The sequence below is a fragment of the Bdellovibrio sp. HCB-162 genome (assembly GCF_047344985.1).
In the GTDB taxonomy this organism is placed as follows: Bacteria; Bdellovibrionota; Bdellovibrionia; order Bdellovibrionales; family Bdellovibrionaceae; genus Bdellovibrio.
Window position 1 is genome coordinate 2,773,855 of record NZ_CP178861.1, and the last position, 18,812, is coordinate 2,792,666.

Annotated in this window: 13 protein-coding genes; 7 read left to right on the plus strand and 6 right to left on the minus strand. The window is 45.7% G+C overall.

Annotated elements, in window-relative coordinates; genetic code table 11:
- The first annotated feature begins 156 nt into the window (after positions 1–156).
- Positions 157–1,077, plus strand: a complete 921-nt coding sequence (locus tag ACLSSO_RS13450; RefSeq protein ID WP_413943120.1) for an outer membrane beta-barrel protein — start codon at positions 157–159, stop codon at positions 1,075–1,077.
- On the opposite strand, the gene ACLSSO_RS13455 is transcribed toward ACLSSO_RS13450, so the two are convergent.
- Genes ACLSSO_RS13455 through ACLSSO_RS13465 form a run of 3 tightly spaced genes read right to left on the minus strand, consistent with a single transcriptional unit; the run spans position 1,074 to position 5,237 of the window.
- Positions 1,074–2,261, minus strand: coding sequence for an MFS transporter (locus ACLSSO_RS13455; RefSeq protein WP_413943121.1), 1,188 nt, complete (start codon positions 2,259–2,261; stop codon positions 1,074–1,076). The two genes, ACLSSO_RS13450 and ACLSSO_RS13455, sit on opposite strands and share 4 nt — an antisense overlap.
- 43 nt (positions 2,262–2,304) lie before the next feature.
- Positions 2,305–3,468 carry a DNA topoisomerase VI gene (locus ACLSSO_RS13460; protein ID WP_413943122.1) on the minus strand — a complete coding sequence of 388 codons (1,164 nt, stop codon included), beginning with the start codon at positions 3,466–3,468 and terminating at the stop codon, positions 2,305–2,307.
- Positions 3,468–5,237 carry a DNA topoisomerase VI subunit B gene (locus ACLSSO_RS13465; protein WP_295905930.1) on the minus strand — a complete coding sequence of 590 codons (1,770 nt, stop codon included), beginning with the start codon at positions 5,235–5,237 and terminating at the stop codon, positions 3,468–3,470. The genes ACLSSO_RS13460 and ACLSSO_RS13465 overlap by 1 nt, the downstream gene beginning before the upstream one ends.
- Positions 5,238–5,408: 171 nt before the next feature.
- Between ACLSSO_RS13465 and ACLSSO_RS13470 the strand changes: the two genes are divergently transcribed.
- The 3 genes from ACLSSO_RS13470 to ACLSSO_RS13480 all read left to right on the plus strand — a co-directional run bounded on the left by ACLSSO_RS13470 (position 5,409) and on the right by ACLSSO_RS13480 (position 13,596).
- Positions 5,409–6,056: a hypothetical protein gene (locus ACLSSO_RS13470; protein ID WP_413943123.1), complete on the plus strand. Its 648-nt coding sequence runs from the start codon at positions 5,409–5,411 to the stop codon at positions 6,054–6,056.
- A gap of 79 nt (positions 6,057–6,135) precedes the next feature.
- The gene (locus ACLSSO_RS13475; protein ID WP_413943124.1) at positions 6,136–9,771 is read left to right on the plus strand and encodes a beta strand repeat-containing protein; all 3,636 of its coding nucleotides are present in this window, start codon (positions 6,136–6,138) and stop codon (positions 9,769–9,771) included.
- A gap of 108 nt (positions 9,772–9,879) precedes the next feature.
- Positions 9,880–13,596: a beta strand repeat-containing protein gene (locus ACLSSO_RS13480; protein ID WP_413943125.1), complete on the plus strand. Its 3,717-nt coding sequence runs from the start codon at positions 9,880–9,882 to the stop codon at positions 13,594–13,596.
- Here ACLSSO_RS13480 and ACLSSO_RS13485 read toward each other — a convergent pair whose 3' ends face one another.
- A complete protein-coding gene (locus tag ACLSSO_RS13485) occupies positions 13,597–13,917 on the minus strand; it encodes an HNH endonuclease (protein WP_413943126.1) in 321 nt (106 codons plus the stop codon). It abuts the gene before it with no gap.
- 155 nt (positions 13,918–14,072) lie between these two features.
- Between ACLSSO_RS13485 and ACLSSO_RS13490 the strand changes: the two genes are divergently transcribed.
- Complete coding sequence (locus ACLSSO_RS13490; protein WP_413943127.1) at positions 14,073–15,218, plus strand: cyclic nucleotide-binding domain-containing protein; 1,146 nt, start codon at positions 14,073–14,075, stop codon at positions 15,216–15,218.
- A 4-nt stretch (positions 15,219–15,222) separates the two neighbouring features.
- Positions 15,223–15,909, plus strand: coding sequence for a PilZ domain-containing protein (locus ACLSSO_RS13495; RefSeq protein WP_413943128.1), 687 nt, complete (start codon positions 15,223–15,225; stop codon positions 15,907–15,909).
- 16 nt (positions 15,910–15,925) lie between these two features.
- Here the strand turns inward: ACLSSO_RS13495 and ACLSSO_RS13500 are convergent, their stop codons facing one another.
- Positions 15,926–16,525 (minus strand): DUF4337 domain-containing protein, encoded by a 600-nt coding sequence (locus ACLSSO_RS13500; RefSeq protein ID WP_295901806.1) that lies wholly within the window; start codon positions 16,523–16,525, stop codon positions 15,926–15,928.
- 21 nt (positions 16,526–16,546) lie between these two features.
- Positions 16,547–18,367, minus strand: coding sequence for an LTA synthase family protein (locus ACLSSO_RS13505; protein ID WP_413943129.1), 1,821 nt, complete (start codon positions 18,365–18,367; stop codon positions 16,547–16,549).
- A gap of 224 nt (positions 18,368–18,591) precedes the next feature.
- Here ACLSSO_RS13505 and ACLSSO_RS13510 point away from each other — a divergent pair, with 224 nt between their 5' ends.
- Positions 18,592–18,804: a BolA family protein gene (locus ACLSSO_RS13510; RefSeq protein ID WP_295901802.1), complete on the plus strand. Its 213-nt coding sequence runs from the start codon at positions 18,592–18,594 to the stop codon at positions 18,802–18,804.
- The last annotated feature ends 8 nt before the right edge of the window (positions 18,805–18,812 follow it).

The window sequence follows — 18,812 nt, forward strand, 5'->3', positions numbered from 1 at the left end:
CGGTTCTTCGTTTAAGAACTATGCAGAACTCGCAAATTTGCGCTTTCTGTTGCCACTGTAATTTTCATTCCCCGTTTCTTTCGTTTTAGGGTGTTCGAAACTCAGCACAGAGCTTGCTTCTTGAGCCTCGTCTACTTTTTCAAAAAGGAATTCGCGATGAAGAAAATGGCCTTCACTTTGGCGATGCTCATGGGATTTAGTGCGGTGGCTAACGACGGCAATGTCTATGGCATGGGTGGTGTCGGTCGCGCCTCTGATGGCAACTCAACAGGCTATCAAGGCGGTCAGTATGGCTATGAATACAAAACCGGCCAAAACTCCCGCGTCGGCGTGATGTACTACAATGAAGGCACTCCTCAAAACAATCATCGCGACGGTTTTGCGGTGATGGGTTGGTACAATCAGCCGATCACAAAAGATCTTTCCATTCAGGCTGGTGTCGGTCCTTACTACTCGATGAACACGACAACCGTGAATGGTGAACAGCTTAACGACAAAAAATTCGGGGCCATGGCGGCCATTGCGGTTCTTTATCGCGTTTACGGATCTAACTTTGATTTGCGTGCACAGTACACCCATGCACAAGTTCCCGGCTCTGTGAACACCGACACTCTTTTTGTCGGTGTTGGTTATAATTTCAGGGATGCCCGTGAAGACATCATTCGCAAAAATATCGAAGCCAGTATGTGGGGCGGAAACTCTCACACCACTCGCGGTGGTGCCGATATGGTTCGCGGATTTCAAGTCGAAGTACAAAAGTTAGCGACTCCAAATATCGCCTACTCTGTCAGTATCATCTATGAAGGCAACACCGGTGTCGTTGATCGCAAAGGTGTCGCAGGACAAATCTGGTATGTGACGAAGAGTGAAAACAATTGGACCTTCAGTGTCGGTGCCGGACCTTACATCGCTCACGATGCTTTGGAAGATCGCACGAAACTTTTAGGTCTTATGAGTTTAGGACTTTCTAAAAACGTCACGAAAACTGTGAAAGTCGGCGTGCGCTTTAACCGCGTTGTCACCGGCAATCACAAAGATCAAGACATGTTCTTAATCGGCGTCGAGAAAAAATTCTAAGAAGACAAAGTCTCAACATTCTTCGCGGGCTTCTTAACAAAATAAGTCGTTCCCGCGATTGCTACGAAAGCCAATGCCACAAGGCAAACACCTGTCCACTGTGCTTGTGACCAGGCAATACTTGCGAGCAACGATCCCGCGGCTCCTCCGATAAAATAGAAAAACATGTAAGCCGTGTTCAAACGGCTGCGAGCTTCGGGGATCAAGGAAAAGACCCGACTTTGATTCGACACGTGCGCCACTTGCAAGCCCACGTCCATGATCACAACACCAATGCTGAGTGCGATCAAAGACGTTCCTCCAAAGAAAAGATAAATCAAAAATGAAATGCCCATCATCGCAATTCCGTAGCCCACCGTCTGACGAGGGCTGCGACGGTCAGCGAGTCTTCCAACCAAAGGAGCCGCCAACGCACCTGAGGCTCCTAAAATTCCAAAAAGCCCCACCGTCTTTGCACCTAAATTGAATGCTGGAGACTCCATCAAATAAATCAGCGTGGCCCAGAAGGCACTGAAGGCGCCAAACATCATTGAGCCAAACACCATCGACTCACGAAGAACCGGAAGCTCTTTCACTAACTGAATAACGGATTTAAGAAGTCCTGCATAACTTCCTGAAAAGCTCGGTTCACTTTGTGGAAGGGCGGCCCTTAGAACAAATGCCAAGATCACAAGCACCACGGAAGCGGAGCCAAACATCACGCGCCAACCAAAAAGATCTCCGATAAAACCAGAAACTGTGCGCGCCAATAAAATTCCTAAAAGCATTCCGCTCATCACCATTCCGACTGTCTGTCCTCTTTTCTGAGGAGACGAAAGATGCGCAGCAAACGGAATGATATATTGCGGAGTCATTGTCGCAAGTCCCAAGAGCAGGCTTAAAACAATCACGAAATAAATATTCGGTGAAAGCGCAACGCCAATCAAACACGCCGCCGACACCAGTGTTGAAATAAAAATCAAACGACGTCTTTCAAAACGATCCCCTAAAGGACTTAAGAAAAACATCCCCAGCGCGTATCCCAGTTGCGTGCCCGTCGGAATCCATCCCATCACAGCAGCACTGGCCCCGAAAGTGTTTTGAATTTGGTGAAGCAAAGGTTGGCAGTAATAAAGATTTGCAACACACAATCCCGTTGCAATCGTCATCACCCAAAGAACGAAAGAAGTGAGAGTTTGTTTCATGAATTACCTATTAAAAAAGGGGCTTGGTGAGCCCCTTTTTGTTTTAAACGTAAGATCCTCTTTTGATTTTTTCCAGGATCAGTTTCTCTGTTTTAATTGGATCTTTTGGATCCACAGAGAAGTAAGATTGTTGCTCGCAACGAATCTTTTCTTTGATCAACCAGCGAAGGATGTCCGCCAAGTTTTTGTTCTTTTTATCCAAGAAGAACGGATCGTTTTCCAAAGCATCTTTGGCTTTTTTCAAAGCGCGTGCTTCGGCCGGATCGGATTCTCTGACTTTGTAGTGAGGAAGATCATATTTTTTTACGTCTTCCGGCAATACGCCCAAGAATTTCACATTCGGCGCAGAGAAGTCAGCATTACGGATCAAAGACGCCGCAGAACCGGCTTTCAAAGTACGGTAGATATTTTGCAATGTGTACGCATCCAGATCTCCGAAGAAGTACATTGGGACGTCCAACTCTTCTTGGATCAGTTTTGCCCAACCACGCACACCGTTGGATGGAACCCCTTGAGCACCCATCACGATACAGTTGTTACGTTTCGTGAATCCCATTGTGACAAGCGTATTCGCTGTACCTTCGGACTCAACGATCAAGCAGAAATCGATTTTCTTTTTTGCTTTTAGTTTCAAAGCTTGTGGTTTGTTCTTCGGCTGGAACGGCGAAGTTCCCAAAGTCGAAAGATCAATCACCGCACGGTCGCCGTCTGGCAAAGTCTCTGTCACAACAAGTTGTTGAGAGTAAGTCTGCCCACCACGATCATTGGCGAAAACGTTTAATTCTTCACGATACACTTCAAGCATATCACCGATAAAATCGATGATCGCATCTGATTCCGGCTGGTCTTCGAAATCCAAAGGCTTCAAACGCGGGTTGCCTTTGATCTCACCTTTACAGATGTAGTAAAGCTCACGCTTCGTATTGACGTTTCCAACATCAAGGTTACGAAGCAGGATTTCAAGAATGAAAACCACACGTGCAAGTTTTTGCACGGAAGACACGTTCAATTCCGTACGAACAACTTTATCACCCGGAGTGAGGTAACCCACTTTCGAGTTGTACAAAGAGTTGTCCAAAGATGTTTTGACCGCCTCTAAAACAGGGCGTTTCGACATCTCAAGGTCTTTCAACATTTTGTCAGCCAAAATGCGGGCTTCTTTAGGAATATCAATTTTTAATTCGCGAATGCTTAATAGTTTTGCCATTACGCTTTTTTCCCAGTTGTTTTCTTAGTAGTAGTTACGGCTTTTTTGGTCGTTGTTTTCTTCGTTCCTTGCGGTTCAGAAGCTTCTTCAACCAATTCTTCAGAAGAAATCACGTCGATATCTTCGTCGTCTCCGTGAGAAATACCTTTTTTCTTCTCGCGTTGTTTTTGCGCAAGAAGTTTAGATTCCGCCGCTTCCAAGTCAGCCATCGCCTCTTCAGAGTCACGGCCCAAAAGTTTTTTCAAACCTTCTTCGGCCTTTTTCTTACGAGATTCTGGAGCTTTGATGATGCTTGCCAAACCTTCAACAAGGATTGGACCAAACTGCTCGATGTGCGCCAATTTTCTTTCAAGGTCGGCTTCTTTCACTTCTTTTTTGATGTGACGAGAAAGCTTTTGACCTGCTTGGATGAGCGCCAAACGAATCTCTGCCACCAACTCTTCGGAAGCATCGATTGTTTCTTTCGAAGCATTTTTAAATTTAATAAACGGAGACACGATAGAAACCGCGAAAATATACGGTCCTAGTGGCAAGCTGTCTTTGGGCTGACCCAAACCGTAAGTTTTCCAATTCACGGACTCAATCGCCCATGTGATCGCGCAACCGGATTTATCGAATTGCAACGGAACGCGGTTCGCAAAACGAAGCAAAGTCACTGGAGAATCTGGAGACTGATTGCGGTCTTTGAAACGCGCCAAAGCAACTTCCACCACGACAGGTTTAAAGTCACAAATAGTCGGTTTACGAGTCACAACCGCGAAGAAGTCGATTTCACCTAGACGAATAATAGACTTAGAAAGAGCTTCCTCTCCCACAGTCAAAACGGATCTTGTCGATGGCGCCATCAACTCGGTGTTTTGCACAGCTTGGAAAACTTTTTTGAAGTCTTCTTCAGTCAACGACGTCAAAGGCTTTTCAAGAAGGCTTTTTGGAAGACCTTTTTTCACGAACTCTGAAATAGATTGATCAGAAATACGAGAGAAACCTGTCTTCAAAAATTTAGACAAAGTCGTTTTACCGAACAAAGTGGAATGAGTGATAAACTCACCTAGTTTGAACGTATGAGGATGCGGCAAAGACGCCTCTGGAATTTGCGGAACTTCTTGGCTCACGCGAGTCACAGTGACGAAATCATTTTCCATCAATTTATAAGTGACAGTCATGTGAGGGTTCACAAGGATTGTGCCCTCAATATAAGTCACGATACCGCCGTCACCGTTAAGTTGAATACGTCCATCAAGAACGAACTCAACGCGAGTTCCGTGGTCACGATCCCAATCCAAAGTTTCTTTATTTTTTAGAACACCCGTATTGGATTTGATATCCACGTCGACTTGTGCCGACACGGCTTTACGCATTTTTTTAGTCTTAGAAACAACATTCACACCACGGGCATTGGTCATTTGCGCCCATGTTGTTGCTGCAGAAATACCGATACCTTGTTGTCCGCGTGAACATTGTCCACGTCCGAATTTAGAAGACGCAAGATACTCACCATATACTTTTGCGAGATCTTCAGCTTCGATTCCCGGCCCGTTATCTTCGACAACGATGCGAATTAAATCAGTATTTTTAGTTGAACCAGTTCCTACTTTTGAAACTTCAATCAAAAGATCTGGAAGAATACCCGCCTGCTCACACGCATCCAAAGAGTTGTCTACGGCCTCTTTCAAAGTCGTCAAAACGGCTTTCAATGGAGACGAGAATCCCACTTGTTGGAGGTTCTTCGCAAAATATTCAGCGGTACTACTTTTAGTAATCTTACTCACGGTCGCTTGATCCTTCACGAGATGTTAACGAATTTTAATGAATGACTTTGATAGGTTAACTCCAACGCAGGGGGTTAAAGCAAGACTAAAGCCTCAACGCTGCGTGGTGTAATTTTGAATATGAGGAATCACAACTCACAACTAAACAAATTTGATGTTACAAAATTTCCTATGAATTCATCATCCGGATTGAGCTTATCACAGAGATTCAAAGTTCATAGCGAGAATATTTGTGCCTTGATTGGCGAGACAGGTTTGGTGATTCGACCTTACTCCAACTCTTCTCTTTCTTTTTTTGCATTGCTTCCAAACGAAGAGCAGCTTCAGGTGATCCGCGATTTGCAAATTTATTATCAAATCTGTCTTGATGTGAAGATGGAAGGCGGATCTTTACGAGACCCTCGCCGCTTCACAGAAAAGGCTCTTCTTCGTCAGGGACTTGAAGCTGACTCATTTATTCTGGATCAGATTCGACCAAATCATCTCGTTGAAGCCTATAGTTTTTCGCAAACACAGATTTTTCGAACTCTGCTCTTTTTTGAAGTTTGCAGCTACACCCTCGAGGACCTTTACTGCCGCAAATGGTACAACCTCTACGAACGAATGGTTGAAGATCAGAGAAGTCTTGAACAAACGTTGAAAACTTTTATGACAGATATTTCAAAACCTTTGGAAGTTCACAATAAAGAACATGTGATCAAAGAAAGAGACTCCTTAGAACGTCTAGCCATCCGCAATCAAATGTTATGGATGGCGCCGCTTAAAAAAGATGGAAAAACAGAGGCGATCTTGACCATCGCCACGGCTTCGCTCGCCTAGAGGCCCCGCCCATCGTCTCAAATTGAAAACTTCGTTTCAATAATTTATAAAATTCTCGTAAAGAGCCGATAAGTTAACCATGAACTTTTTCGGTACGTGCCTGGTTTTCTTTTTACTGTTCATTTTGCCATCCTTTTCGGTGGCAGCTCCTAATGCTTTGACTTATCAAGGCCGTATTCTGAAAGCGGACGGTTCGCCTCTTACCTACAACAATACAAGCTTTCTTTTTGAAATTACCAACCCCGCCGGCACTTGCGTTATTTATCGCGAACAGCGCGACGGTATCAACATGCTTAATTCGGGTGGTGTCTTTGACATCCCCATTGGATCCGGCACAAAACTTTTTCCAACAGATCCTTTAGTCACACTTTTAGACTCTTTTAACAATTCCAAAATCCATGATTGTTACGGTGGTTCAACTTATGCTGCCTCTGCCGGAGACATTCGTCTTTTAAAAGTTCAGTTCCACGATGGCAGTGGTTGGAAGGTGATTTCTCCCTCCAGTGAGATTCGCTCGGTCCCCTATTCTGCTTACGCTCTTTCGGCCCAAAAACTGGGAACGAAAACAGAGAATGACTTCTTCGTTAAAACGGGAGTGCCAAGCTGTGCTGGAAATGAGTTTTTGACTTGGAATGGAGCCGCTCTTTCTTGTGCTCCGGTGACGGGTGCTAGTGGCGGGACTGTCACCAATGTTACGTCTTCGAACTCTTATGTAACGATCGTGAATAACACTTCCACTCCTGTTGTGACTTTGAATGTTGGTACAGTTGCGGGAACTGTCGCTGCGGGTGATGACTCTCGTTTTACGAACGCTCGTGTTCCTACGGGTGCTGCAGGTGGAGATTTGTCTGGGACTTATCCGAATCCTTCCGTGGCAAAAATTCAAAGTGTCGCGGTTTCTAGTGCCGCACCAACTAATGGGAATTTTTTAAAGTTTGATGGCACTCAGTGGATTGGCGCTGCTATTGGTATGAGCGATGTTACGAATTTGAATTCTTCTTTGAGTAATTATCATACAGTGGCTGCGTTTAATTCTGCTGTTGGAAGTGCTAACTGTGCTGCTCATCAAACTCCTTATTGGAATTCGGTTTCTGGTTCTTTTCAATGTCAGTCGATCAATGTTTCTGTTGCTGGAGATGTGAGCGGAACCATTGGTGCTGTTTCCGTAAATAAAATCAAAGGTGTTGATGTTGATACAACCGGATTAACTTCTGGCCAGGTTTTAAAATATGACGGAACGAAGTGGGCTCCTGCCAACGATTCAAATGCGGGTGGGACTGTTACTAATATCGCGACAGGTACCGGATTGAGTGGTGGTCCTATTACTACGACTGGAACTATTTCACTTGCTAATACCGCAGTGACAGCAGGAGCGTACGGCTCAACAACACAAGTTGGCACTTTCACAGTCGATACTCAAGGACGTTTAACTGCGGCTTCGAATTCTGCAATTGCATTTCCTGTGACTTCTGTTGCAACTAAAACTGGTGCAGTGACACTTGATTATGGTGATATCAACAGTGCCGCTTCAAAATATCTCACTTACAAACCTAACAATGTAGCTTGTGCTGATGGACAAGTTTTAAAATGGATTGCTGCAAATTCTCGTTGGGAGTGCGCGAGCGATACAGATACCAACGCTGGCGGTACCGTCACGAATATCGCAACGGGTACTGGATTAAGTGGTGGACCAATTACTTCTACCGGAACTATTTCTTTAGCAAACACGGCTGTAACTGCGGGATCTTATACTCGCGCAAATATCACTGTGGATGCGCAAGGTCGTTTAACATCTGCGAGTAATGGTGCCGCTGTGAATTTAGCAACTGAAGTGACTGGCACTTTACCAATTGCAAATGGTGGCACAGGACAAACTACTGTCACAGCTGCTTTCAATGGTCTTTCACCAAGCACAACAAAAGGTGACTTAATTGTTCACGACGGTACGAATGATATTCGTTTGCCTGTCGGTACAAACGGACAGGTATTGTCTGCTAACTCAGCACAAGCTTCCGGTCTTCAGTGGATCACTCCAACGAACGGAACGGTAACGAATGTTACGGGAACAGCTCCCATTGTTGTGGCAACGGGATCAACAACTCCGGCGATTTCAATTAACGATGCAACAACTTCAGAAAAAGGCGCTGTGCAAGTCGGAGCTGGTATCGCAGTCACCTCCGGAACTATCAGTGCTGATCCAGCAAACTTCCCTTCTGCTGTGCCGGTTTCAAAGGGCGGTACGGGAGCAACTTCGCTTACCGCCAATAGACTTCTCGCTTCGAATGGCACCGGCTCTGCTGTGACAACATTTAACTGCGCCGTCGGTCAGATGGTTTCCTTCGATGCCACGGGGCTGATGATTTGCTCAACCTTCACAACAGGTTCCGTGTTTTTAAACGGTGGAAATTCTTTTGGTGCAGATGCGACGTTAGGAACCAACGATAACTACGCTTTAAATTTCGAAACTAACAATGCGATACGAATGACCGTCACTTCTAGCGGTTATGTCGGAATTGGAACCTCAAGCCCGGCGGCTCAGCTTCACGTATACAACGCAGCTTCAAATCCTCCCGGCACGACTGCAAAATTTCAACTGGCGCCCGCTCTTACTGCGGATATGCCTTCAAACCTTCATGGATCGTGGTCCACGATCATGCCGAGCACTTCGTATAATTTTACCGGCGCTTTATACGGAGCTGTGAACCGTATCGAAACCGCTGCCGGTCAAACGGGAACAATCAACGGTGCGCTGGGCTCCGTGAGTGATGTTTATCATAAATCCGCCAGCCCTATTTCTGCCGCTACAGGAGCTTCGGGAGCGATCTACAATCAATCCACAGGCACGATCTCTTCAGCTAAAGCCGGATCTTTCGGAGTTTCAAATACAGGCGGAGGAACAGTCACAACAGGATATGGCGTTTATATTGGCGCTGTTGAGGCGACAAATAAATATGGCCTCTATCAATCAGATGCAACCAATACGAATTATTTCGCAGGAAACGTAGGCATTGGAGCCGCAAGTCCCGTTCAGACTCTTCACATAGCTGGCGGTGGTGGCGAAGAAGGCTCCCCTGGAATTTTCATCCAAGATCCAACGACGAACAATGCTTATGGTGGCAGCCTTTATTATGACGACCGCGGCGGTTTGAATGTTTTCAAAATGGGCGCTGTCAGTAATAATACTGAAACGGGATTCATCGCGATCGGTCGAGACAATGGTTATGTCGGTATTGGCACAGCGAATCCTTCCGCCGCCCTTCATGTCAATGGTACGGTGAGAGTCGTCGACGGCAATCAAGCTCAAGGCCGCGTGCTCGCATCGGATGCCAACGGAAATGCCGCTTGGAAACAAACTATCATACGCGGAAATATATCTGTCGTTGGAAACTCCTCGAATGGAACCAGTCGCGCTTCTTCGGGGGTCACAATCACTTTGCCACCAGGGCGCTGGCAAATCACGGGAATGGGAATTACAACGCCCACCTCATGTCGCGCTGACTTCGGCATTCGTAATGTGGCTGCGGATACCATCGTGAAATACACTCTTATGCCGGCGGCAACTGGGGACTATACAACAGCAACAGTGATCGGCTATGTCGATATCGCTTCCACGACGACTTATGATTTGTACATTATATCTAGAGGCGCGTGCACTTCTCAGATTCATAATGATAGCAACCTTTGGGAACTCACAGCCGTTGGTGTGGCTTACTAGTTCTTTGTCTTTTTTTGAGACAATCCAACAGTTCTATTTCTCACAATAGAGAAATATTTTTCACTGAACCTTAACGGCGCCCCAGGGAACATCCGATAAGTTCACTATATGAGCTTCTTGAAGTTTGGAACGTGTCTGGTTTTAGCATTATTAGTTTCTTGGTGCGCACATGCGGCACCTAATGCTTTAACATATCAAGGTCGCATTCTCAAAGCCGACGGTTCCCCTCTTGAATTCAACAACACAAGTTTCTTATTTGAAATCACAAGCCCCAATGGCAATTGCGTGATCTACCGCGAACAGCGCGACGGTGTGAATATGGTCAACTCCAAAGGGGTCTTTGATGTGCCCATTGGATCAGGCACAAAGTTGTTTCCGACAGATCCTTTGTTCACTCTGTTAGATTCATTTAACAATTCAAAAACTCACGACTGTTATGGCGGAGCGACTTACGCGGCTGCTACTGGCGATATTCGTCTTTTAAAAGTTCAGTTCCACGATGGCAGTGGTTGGAAAGTGATTTCACCTTCGAATGAAATCCGCACAGTGCCCTACTCTGCTTACGCTTTGTCGGCAGAAAAACTAGGAACGAAAACAGAGAATGACTTCGTTCTAAAAACCGGAGTTCCAACTTGCTCAACAAATGAGTTTTTAAGATGGAATGGTTCCGCGATGGTTTGTGCTCCGGTTACCGGTGCAAGCGGCGGTACAGTGACGAGCGTGACTTCGACAAATGGCTATGTCACGGTCACCAATAACACCTCGACTCCGGCCCTGACTTTGAATGTGGGCACGGCGGCGGGAACTGTTGCTGCGGGTGATGATTCCCGTTTTACAAATTCGCGCACACCGACGGGACCTGCCGGTGGAGATTTGTCTGGAACTTATCCAAATCCTTCCGTAGCGAAACTTCAAGGAGTGGCGGTTTCTAATGCAGCTCCAACTTCAGGTCACTTCTTAAAATTTGACGGCTCTCAATGGGGAAGCTCTGCAATCACAACAAGTGATATTACAAATCTAAATGCGACGTTGAGTAATTATCATACGGTAGCCGCCTTTAATACGGCTGTTGTAAATGCGAACTGTGCGGCCCACCAAACTCCGTACTGGAATTCTGTCTCTAGTTCTTTTCAATGTCAGTCGATCAATGTTTCTGTTGCGGGTGACGTGAGCGGAACGATTGGTGCTGTTACCGTTAATAAGATTAAAGGTGTAGACGTTGATACAACCGGATTAGCTACTGGCCAAGTTTTAAAATACGATGGAACGAAGTGGGCTCCGGCTAACGATTCAAATGCGGGTGGGACTGTCACAAACATTGCGACTGGTACTGGTCTAAGTGGCGGACCTATCACATCTACAGGAACTATTTCTTTAGCTAACACGGCAGTGACTCCTGGTTCTTATGGTTCAACTACACAAGTAGGTACTTTTACCGTTGATGCTCAAGGACGTTTAACTGCGGCTTCAAATTCAGCCATCGCATTTCCTGTGACTTCGGTTGCAACTAAGACTGGTGCAGTGACTTTGGATTATGGCGATATTAACAATGCGGCCTCTAAATATTTAACTTATAAACCCAACAACGTGGCATGTGCTGATGGCCAAGTCATTAAATGGATCGCCGCCAACTCCCGTTGGGAATGTGCAAACGATGTCGATACAAATGCTGGTGGAACTGTTACAAACGTAACAAGTGCTAATAGTTATTTGTCTGTAGCAACAGGAAACACAACTCCCGTTCTAACTTTGAATGTAGGCACAGTTGCCAACACTGTCGCTGCTGGTAATGACCCGCGTTTTACAGATGCTCGCACACCAACAGGCGCTGCGGGTGGAGACCTTACTGGAACTTATCCAAATCCAACATTAGTAGCAACGGCTGTCACTGCAGGTTCCTATGGTTCAACTACGCAAGTTGGAACATTCACTGTAGATAGCAAAGGTCGCTTAACAGCAGCCTCAAATGCAGCCATCGCGTTCCCCGTAACTTCAGTCGCAACAAAAACTGGTGCTGTGACTCTTGATTATGGTGATATCAACAGCGCTGCTTCAAAATATCTCACTTACAAACCTAACAATGTAGCTTGTACTGATGGACAGGTTTTAAAATGGATTGCTGCCAACTCTCGTTGGGAGTGTGCGAGCGATACAGACACCAACGCTGGTGGCACTGTCACGAATATCGCGACAGGTACAGGGCTTAGTGGTGGACCGATTACTTCTACTGGAACTATTTCTTTAGCAAACACAGCTGTGACTGCAGGTTCTTACACAAGAGCTAATATCACAGTGGATGCTCAAGGTCGTTTAACCGCTGCGAGTAATGGTGCTGCCGTAAACTTAGCAACCGAAGTCACGGGCACTTTACCGATTGCAAATGGCGGTACGGGACAGACGACAGCGACGGCGGCTTTCAATGGTCTTTCTCCAAGTACAACTAAAGGTGATTTGATTGTTCATGATGGTACGAATGATATTCGTTTGCCGGTCGGAACCAACGGACAAGTTCTATCAGCCAACTCGGCACAAGCTTCGGGCCTTCAATGGATCACTCCAACAAATGGAACTGTGACTAATGTTACGGGGACTGCGCCGATTGTGGTTGCGACAGGTTCAACGACTCCCGCAATTTCAATTAATGACGCTACTACATCAGCAAAAGGGGCTGTGCAAGTTGGCGCTGGTATCGCGGTGTCTTCCGGAACTATCAGCGCAGATCCTGCGAACTTTCCTTCTGCTGTTCCTGTGAGTAAAGGTGGCACAGGAGCGACCTCCTTCACAGCGAATAGATTGATCGTTTCAAACGGCAGCGGAAACACGCTTTCGACTTTCAACTGCAGCATAGGTCAAATCGTCACCTTTGATGCTTCTGGAGTCATGGGTTGTACCAACTATTCATCTTCAGGAGTTTTCGCTAACGGTGGAAATAGCTTTGCTGCTGATGCCACTCTAGGTACCAACGACACCTATGCTTTGAACTTTGAAACAAACAACGCCACAAGAATGACAATCACATCCGGCGGTAACGTCGGGATTGCAACAACATCTCCAAGCACAACTTTAGAAGTGGTCGATACAACCGGCAACACAAGTCGCGGGATCACGTCGACAACATACGCCACATCAAATCCCGGTGGACTTGTACAAACTCGCGGAGCCCGAGGCACCGCAAGTGCTCCGACGGCATTGAACAATCTGGATACTTTCTCTTGGTTTGCGATGACCGGTTATGACGGAACTGCATTTTCTGTTCAGGCTCAACCCACTGGAGTCAGTGGTGCCGCCACAGAAAACTGGTCGTCAACAGGTCATGGTTCTGCCTTGCGTTTTACAACGACAACCAATGGAGCAGTGAACGGCGCAGAAAGAATGCGCATTGATCACAACGGAAACGTTGGTATAAATACCGTGGCTCCGACAGCAAAGTTGGAAGTTGCTGGCGATGCCAAAGTCACGGGTAATTTATTTGGTGCTGTTAAAGACACTTCAGGTAATGCGCTCAAAGCCTGTGCCGGAAGATCTGGTACAACCTGGACTTACTATTCCATCAATGCCGCAAGCACAGGATCTTGTGGTGCTTACATCGACATCAACACAGCAGCATGTGGATTCACAACTGTGTTTAAATATTTCCCAAGTCTCGGGGGAAGTGGCGGTCATTGGGTCACGACAGGAGGAAACTCCGTTTACAATCCGACGGCAACGGGCTTTCGTATTTACATCAATTTGAATGGCTCTTACGACGCAACGACTTGCAACGCTTCAACCCTTCCCCACAACTCTTTGGTATTTTATGTCGACTGGCTCGCCGTCGGAATGTAGTCAGTCCTCAGAGGATTCAGAGTCTGATTGGGAATTCTGCGACAGCTCTTCTAAAGCCATCTCCGCACGGGTTTTATAACCCTTTTTCGTATTGCAGTCTTTGCAAGAGGGAACGCAGTTGTTCTTGTTGGATTTCCCGCCACGAGCTATCGGAATTAAGTGATCCATTGTGAGATCGGCAGGCTTGAAGCGATTCCCGCAATGATAACAAAGGCCCTTCCCTAGCTCCTGCTTCCACCATTGGCTCATACGCAATTCACGGGCTTTCGCCTTTTCGCGTTTTTGGTGTTCTGGGGATGCGGGAGAAAAGAAATAGTCCATGGAGAGGGTTATAAACCAAGTCCAGTGCAACCGCAAGGCGGTTGAACATCCTCCGCATCCGCGGGAACTAGACTAAAGATAAGGGGTTTGGGGGTAAATATTCGGAACTCTTTTACCGATAAAAGCTTGGAGATGACTGTAAGGAGTTAGAGCCTATGTCTGTAAAAACGTTCAAAAAAGGCGAAGTGATCTATAAAGATGGCGACAAAATCACGTCGGTTTATCTGATCCAATCTGGTGGTGCGAATCAGTGTTTGATTCGCGGTAAAAAAACCATCGACCTTTTTCAATTGGGTTCTTCTCATATTTTGGGTGACCAAATTATTTTAGGCCAAGGCACACACCCCACAGCCGCTATCGCAACAACGGAAACCAAAGTTTTGGAAATTCCTGTTGAAGCTTTGAAGCAGCAGTATGAAGGTGCCCCGCAAATGCTCAAAGTCATCATCAAATCTTTGGCAGATCGTTTGCGTTTGGCGGTGAATGATGTTCGTTCCAGCAAACTAGAAAAAGACTCCTCCCCTTGCCCTGAAGATCAAGTGGCAAAAGCTTTTGGATCTGTTTTCCATACAGCGAATCATAAAGGCGATCGCTCTCAACCGGGCCGCGTGATTGTCGATTGGAATATGATGAAGCAGTACTCCCAACGTGTGATGGGGGAATCTCCAAAGCGTGTGGAGCAAGTGATCAATGTTCTTGTGAAGTTGAAGCTCGCTCTTTATGAAATGGGTAAGGCTCCTGACAATCCAGAGGGACCCGACGAAATTCAAAAAGTTCATTTCTTGGATTTGGGTTTGCTAGAAAGCTTCTTTGAATTCTATCAGTATTACTACTTTAAAGGTGGTCGTTCAGAACTTCTGAAAGTCGATGAGCTTTGCCAACAAATGCTCGACGGTCTTTTAAAACTTTGCGAGAACGAACAGCCAGACCGCTTTGGTATCGTCAGTGTAGACTTTGCGAAATTCGGCGAATACTGCAAAAACGAAATCGGTATTAACTTAAATAACGATCACTTCAACCGTCTTGAAGGCAAAGGCGTCTTCATGAAAAGAAAAAATGGCGGTTCTGGAGTGCTTTTACAATTTGAAGTGAAAGAGTTCCGCTCTATTTTCCAAAGCTGGAAGATGCTGCGTGAAATTGAAAAGTGGAACGAAAAAGGTTTCGTCGACATGGACGAAAAAGAAGTCGTTAAAAAGAAAGTCACGTCGGGTGGACCTGCCTGCCCTGCTTGCAGCGTTGAGTTGCAGGCCGGAGCTAAATTCTGCCACGAATGTGGTCATAAGATTGTAGCGGCGGCGTAAAACTATGAGCGAAGCTTTGGTCATCTTTAAAGCGATAAATAAAGAGTCTGACAAGCAGACGATTCTCCAAAAGGTTTTGGCGAATCAGGAGACTATTTATTTGCGCGATAAATTCGACCGCAGTGTTGCTTTAAAGCCTTTAAGCATTAATTCCAATATGCAGCTCAAATGCCGTCCTCCAGAAGAGAGCATGAACACTCAAGAGGGCGACACATTTACCGCCACCTTTAACGTTGGATCAGAGCGCTACCTTTTTGAAACTCATCCTGTTGTGGGTGAAAATCATGTGACTTTAACTGTACTCAATTTGTTTCATCTGCAAAGACGTCGCAATTACCGTTACGTTCTTCCGACAGATTATTCCGCAGAACTCGTTATCAATTATTTAAACCAAGTGGTGTGCGCTTACACTTGTCGCCTGCTGGATCTGAGCACTGAAGGGTGCGCTGTGGAAATTTCCATGGCCGAAGCTAATTTCAAGCTGGATGACCTTGTGCAAGCCGAAGTTTTTTTAGGAGATCGCGAACCGATCTTGGTTCAAGGCATGATTAAGAACATCCGCGAAAAAGATGATCTGCATCTGGTTTTAGGCGTGGAGTTTAACCACATGGCCAATGCCAGCGAAGGAAAAATCGTCGCTTCACTGACGGATCTGCAAAGAGAAATCTATTTCCGTAAAAAAGCGGCTTAAGACACGCACTTACTTTTTAAATCGAAAGATAAGCCCAAACCGAAATGCTGGCGCCTAAGATTCCCAAAAAACACATTCCCGAAAAAAACAAGTTTTGAAGCTTTTGTTTTTTTAGCACCAAGCTTAAAGCGCCCAACACCAAGCACACCTGAAAAAAGAGGCTTGCCATATCAAAGCGGTCCCCGGCTTTAGCTAAAGAAGTTAGATGCGCTTCAATCTCTTGCGCGCCGATGATTTTACCCAGCTCGCCATTGAGATCCTGAACCCAACCCTCTTTGCCGACGGATTCAGAGCCTTTGAGAATTTCATTCTTCTCTTTTTTATAGCGCTGAATTTTTCGATTTAAATTCGCGATATGAGCATCAATACCGGGACCGGCTTTGGCTTGAATCGCGCCGGATTCCTTAAGACTTTCAAGAAGAGACTTTTCCCCTTCGACCAAAGTTTCTTTGATGCTTTTGGATTGGTACCACATATAGGCAGCGGCTTTATCATTGGTGCCGATGATTTCATCGTCCCCATATTTGCCCGCGACCAAGTCACTCACCGCCATGATTGCGGCAAATATCGCAATCACGACCCCACAACGGATCTCAAAACTATTTTCTTCTGCCATAAATACAAATTACTAAGATGCTTATCTTGAAGGATAATATAATTTATTATCCCACATTCCTTCGTTGAAATACTGTATAGAGGCTTTTAGTTTTTCCGTCAATTCTTGCTTGCGAATCGCTTTTTCCGAGGTCAACGTCATGCCGATCAATTCATGATCACCATCGCGATCTTCGATAGCATACATTTGCGGCTCGGTGTGTCCCGGAGACCAACGAATAAAATAATCTTTCGCAAAAAGCATATAACGACCGTCGATAAAATTCACGACGACCTTATCACCATCCGTAAAAAGAGAACTTCCCAAGTAATTTTTGTCTTTCTCGGGAACATTTAAGAAATCCAAAATCGTTGGCAGTACATCGACTTGTTGTGCGATTTTCTTCGTGTCCGTTTTAGGGAATTCGTAAGACGGATGGAATAAAATCAATGGAATGCGATAGCTTCCGACGTCGTTGGTGTATTCAGGACGGTAGTGCATGGAAGCGTGGTCCGCCGTGATGACAAACAATGTATTTTTAAACCAAGGTTTTTTCTCGGCCTCTTCAAAGAATTTTTTTAAAGCATAGTCCGAATAGGAAACTGTTTTAAGAATTTCAATCGGTCCTTCAGGAAACATCTCTTTGTATTTTTCTGGAACTTTGTAAGGTTGATGCGAACTCAAAGTAAAAACCGCATTTAAAAATGGCTGCGGCAAAGAGTCCATTTGTCCCAACATCCATTGAAGGAACGGTTCGTCCCAAATTCCCCACACGCCATCATCGTCCGCAGAATTTCCGTATTCGCGAGAACCGTAGTATCTTTCAACACCCGCACTTTTCATGAAGGAGTCAAAGTACATCGTCCCGTTGTGGCCCCCATGAAAGAAACTTGTTGCATAACCTTTAGGCGCGACCAATGTTCCAAGGCCCAAGAAATAATTCGAAGTGAAATGCGAAGAGATGAAAGGCTCATTCATCATCGCAGGAATCCCCGCCATCACCGCGCCTACGCCCTCAATGGAACGGCGCCCGTTGGCGTAAGAATTTTCAAAGACCAAAGATTTTTTCATCAAAGAATCTAAGAATGGAGTATACGATTTTTTACCGTCGACCGGGCCAAAATATTCTTCGCCGAAACTTTCTAAAATGATGATCATCACGTTTTGCGGCGTTGTTGGGCGATGCCCCTCTAACGCCGTTCCTGTGAATGAACCATTGAGGCGTTTCAGCATGTCTTCTTTATTCGCAAAGTATTTTTCTTGCTTAAGGCCTTCGGCTCCGTAGCTTTTGATAAAGGTGAAGGTCGTGTTTAGAACAAGATTGTTCAAAAGAGGTGCCGAAAAGACGTTGGCATTCACAAAACTAATAGGCTTGCTTTGCAAACCTCCGCGGATTCCGATGACAGAAATCACCAGAGCCACGAAACACAGAAAAGCATGAGAAAGCCAGAGTTTGACTCCCCCTTTTTCTTCTCCCGGCCATACGAGTTTATCTGGAGTCCCCTTCATCACGCGACGAACGGACCACACAAAGAAAGCGACGATCAAGGTGTTGATCGTGAATAGCCCCCAATAGCTGATGATGAAGTTCCAGACTTTGCCTTTGGTTTCTCCGACGACGAAGAAACTGTCATATGTGAATCGGCGACCGACGAAGTTGATGAACTCCACATCGACAAGATTGAGAATCAAAAATGGAATTTGCAGCAGACAGAAAAGAATCCAAGTCAGAGTCGACCAATGCACGTTCCAACTTTTCGGCCATGGGATGAAGGCAATCAGTAATAACGGCGCGGTGACGGATAAAGCCGCCGCTGTGTCGAATCTGAGGCCCACAATGAAGGACCACAGAATATCGAGCATGGGTTTATTTTTGAATAAACTCCAATTCCACAGCAAAAACTCCAGCCTTGCGAAGAAATAAAAAAGCAGAGCGAGTAAAACGAGAGAAAAGATCTTAAATAGGCGGTGGGTCGGTCCAAACATAGAGCCCCATACTACAACGACATCCAGCGTCATACAAGACGAGCCGTGGCTGACTTCACGGGCTCCCTCTGCTACTTTCCCCTCCTATGACACCAGAACAAATGAAAGAACGTTTAGAGAAGCATTACACTGGGGCCAAAATCGAAGTTTACGATTTAACTGGCACTCAAGATCACTACGAAGTGTTTGTTGAAAGCGACGTGTTTGCGGGAATGACTCGCATTCAACAGCATCAACATGTCATGGCCTGCTTTGGTCCAGAATTAAAGACGGGCGAGGTTCATGCGCTCTCAATCAAGACTAAGATTAAGTAATTAAAAAG

Coding starts and splice junctions, on each gene's coding strand:
- ACLSSO_RS13450 (WP_413943120.1), top strand. CDS start 157: ATGAAGAAAATGGCCTTCACTTTGGCGATGCTCATGGGATTTAGTGCG.
- ACLSSO_RS13455 (WP_413943121.1), bottom strand. CDS start 2,261: ATGAAACAAACTCTCACTTCTTTCGTTCTTTGGGTGATGACGATTGCA.
- ACLSSO_RS13460 (WP_413943122.1), bottom strand. CDS start 3,468: ATGGCAAAACTATTAAGCATTCGCGAATTAAAAATTGATATTCCTAAA.
- ACLSSO_RS13470 (WP_413943123.1), top strand. CDS start 5,409: ATGAATTCATCATCCGGATTGAGCTTATCACAGAGATTCAAAGTTCAT.
- ACLSSO_RS13475 (WP_413943124.1), top strand. CDS start 6,136: ATGAACTTTTTCGGTACGTGCCTGGTTTTCTTTTTACTGTTCATTTTG.
- ACLSSO_RS13480 (WP_413943125.1), top strand. CDS start 9,880: ATGAGCTTCTTGAAGTTTGGAACGTGTCTGGTTTTAGCATTATTAGTT.
- ACLSSO_RS13485 (WP_413943126.1), bottom strand. CDS start 13,917: ATGGACTATTTCTTTTCTCCCGCATCCCCAGAACACCAAAAACGCGAA.
- ACLSSO_RS13490 (WP_413943127.1), top strand. CDS start 14,073: ATGTCTGTAAAAACGTTCAAAAAAGGCGAAGTGATCTATAAAGATGGC.
- ACLSSO_RS13495 (WP_413943128.1), top strand. CDS start 15,223: ATGAGCGAAGCTTTGGTCATCTTTAAAGCGATAAATAAAGAGTCTGAC.
- ACLSSO_RS13500 (WP_295901806.1), bottom strand. CDS start 16,525: ATGGCAGAAGAAAATAGTTTTGAGATCCGTTGTGGGGTCGTGATTGCG.
- ACLSSO_RS13505 (WP_413943129.1), bottom strand. CDS start 18,367: ATGCTCGATATTCTGTGGTCCTTCATTGTGGGCCTCAGATTCGACACA.
- ACLSSO_RS13510 (WP_295901802.1), top strand. CDS start 18,592: ATGAAAGAACGTTTAGAGAAGCATTACACTGGGGCCAAAATCGAAGTT.